At 72.3% G+C, this 734-nt stretch carries 1 protein-coding gene and 1 pseudogene; one reads left to right on the forward strand and one right to left on the reverse strand.

The annotated features are described in order from the left end of the window. Positions 1-403, reverse strand: a pseudogene (locus ACYVE9_RS29450) (ATP-grasp domain-containing protein); the annotation flags it as partial. Between the two features lie 151 nt (positions 404-554). Here ACYVE9_RS29450 and ACYVE9_RS29455 point away from each other — a divergent pair. Next, on the forward strand, positions 555-734 hold a 180-nt coding region (locus tag ACYVE9_RS29455; protein WP_461030927.1), incomplete at its 3' end, for a hypothetical protein.

The raw sequence follows: 734 nt of genomic DNA on the forward strand, positions 1-734 counted from the left end.
GGCGGCACACGGCGGCCAGCTCGGCCTTGTCGGCGACCCGCTCCGGCAGGTCCGGCGGCTGACGGGGCAGCAGGAAGTGCTCGCGGAGCGGGGCGGCGAGTCGCGCCACGGCGATGGCGCTGAGGTCGTCCATCGGGATCAGGACCGCCTGCCGGCCGATGGCGTCGGCGACCTGACGCAGCGTCCGCAGCAGCGGTGCCCCGCCCGCTGCGCCGGCCGGCCGCGGGTGGGCGCGGTGCAGATACCGCGAGCGGCACACGGGGCTCGTGGCGGATTCCACGACGGCGTGCACCTCGATCCCGGTGCGCCCCAGGGATCGGACCGCGCCAAGTGTCCCGTGGTGAAAGGGATTACGGTCCGCGCGAATCAACAGCGCCGGCACACCGGTGTCGAACGAGGCCATGGCGGCGAGTCCTTCAGTTCTGTGGGCCGACCGGGGGACGCATTTCGCGAATGGCCTACGGAGATGCATTCGGGCAGCTCATTAAGGAGATCTCATGATTACTGTCAAGGGGTGAGCGCGCCGATCCAGGAGCGTCCCGGAAGGAGTCACCATGTCCCACCGAAGCCGCTGGCTGGCGGGCACCTGCGTCGGAGCGATCACGGCCGGCCTGCTCGTCTCCAGCACCGTCACGCTGACGCGGGACGGCGGCGGCGACGTGAGCGACGGACGCAACGTCTCGGCGTCCGCCACCCCGTCGCCGTCCGCGCCCGACCCGCCGGCCGCGCCCGAG

Source organism: Streptomyces sparsus, from assembly GCF_054776295.1.